The organism is Streptacidiphilus sp. BW17 (genome assembly GCF_041262485.1).
Lineage (GTDB): Bacteria > Actinomycetota > Actinomycetes > Streptomycetales > Streptomycetaceae > Streptacidiphilus.
Window position 1 is genome coordinate 1 of sequence record NZ_JBGCCR010000083.1, and the last position, 1,487, is coordinate 1,487.

General features: G+C 68.3%; 1 protein-coding gene. It reads right to left on the minus strand.

Annotated features, from left to right (window positions below):
- Positions 1 to 21 precede the first annotated feature (21 nt).
- The gene (locus ABH940_RS36930; RefSeq protein WP_370107290.1) at positions 22 to 1,242 is read right to left on the minus strand and encodes an IS110 family transposase; all 1,221 of its coding nucleotides are present in this window, start codon (positions 1,240 to 1,242) and stop codon (positions 22 to 24) included.
- Positions 1,243 to 1,487 lie beyond the last annotated feature (245 nt).

Here is a 1,487-nt window from a genome sequence, read left to right on the forward strand (position 1 = left end):
GTGAGTTTCCTGAGTCAACCCCTATACCGCCAGAGTGGTCTCGGGACGTGTGCTGACCTTGCTGCTGGCCTGGTGGATGACGGGGTCGTAGCAGGTTCCGTCGCGCCAGCAGGCCCAGATCACGCGGAGCCAGGCGCGGGCGAGGATTCGGGCGGCGTGGGGGTGTCGCTTCTTGCGGGCCCTGGCGTCGTTGTAGATCTTCGAAGCCCAGTCGCTGCCGTGTCGGCTGTGGTCCGCGAAGACAGTGACGGCCAGGCGGGCTCTGCGGTTGGTGGCGAAGCGGAAAGTCACGGCGTGGGACTTGCCGGACGCCCGGGTGACGGGGACGACGCCGGTCTCGGCGATGAACTGCTCGCAGGTCTCCGCGCGTTCGAGGATCGGACCGATCTCGCCGATGATCTGCCCGAGGTTGATCTTGCCGATGCGGGGCATGGTGGCCAGCAGCGGAGCGTAGGGGTGTGTCCCGACCGCTTCGGTGATCGCCTTGTCGAGTTCGCAGATCGTGGCGCGTATGCCGCGCACGAGTCGAACCTGTACGCGGACGAGGATCTCGACGGCGGCTTCGCCGAGGCGGGTGGCGGCGGTCGGGGCGGATCGCATGCGCTCGATCAGCTCCTTGCCGGAGCGGCGTCCGGGGTATCCGCGCCGTTTGCACCACGCTTCCAGCTTGGCGGGGGTGAGCTTGGCAGCGGCCTGCGGCGTCGGGTAGCGGTCGAGGAAGTCCAGGGCGATGTCACTGTCGCGGTCGGCGAAGACGGCCTTGCCGCCGGGCCAGAGTTGATCGAGCTGGGCGTCGAGCTGGTTGACAGCCGCGATGCGTGCCTCGACATGGTCGGCACGCTGGCGAGTGAGGGCCTGCAGTTCCAGAGTCTTCGGGTCGGTGGGGACCAAACGCCGCAGCCGGTGGCCGTCGGTGCGCAGGTAGTCGGCGAGCTTGCGGCTGTCCCCGGCATCCGTCTTGGCCTTGGAGGCGCCCCAGCGCGGACGCATGGCATGGAAGGCGTTCGGGTGCACCGGGACCACGGGGTGGCCGGCTGCCAGCAGTCGGTCCACGACCAGGCCGCGGCTGGTTTCGATCGCTACCGGCAGGTCGGCTGGACTGCCGTGGCGGCGCAGGCGCTTGAGGGTGGCGTCGATCCCCTGCTCGGTGTGCGCGAGTTCCCAACGGTCTACCCGGGTGCCGGAGTCGTCCATGACGCTGACGTCGTGGGTCTCGGTCGCCCAGTCCCATCCGATGAACACGAAGGTCGTACTCCTGTGTCGAGCGCGGAGCACCTGCCCGGTGGTGAGGTCGTCTGCCGGAAGCTCATTAATCGGCCCTCCGAGGGGCGTGTCCCTGAAGCCGATCAGACGGCCTCGGCCCGGCGGGGCTGGCGTAACTCACAGTGGCCTTCGAGAAGCTCGCGACCGGAGCCATGCACCCGCCGGGACCGAGAGGTCACAACCCTACCGAAGAGGGCTGCAGTAGGGATGGTCCTCTAATGAGC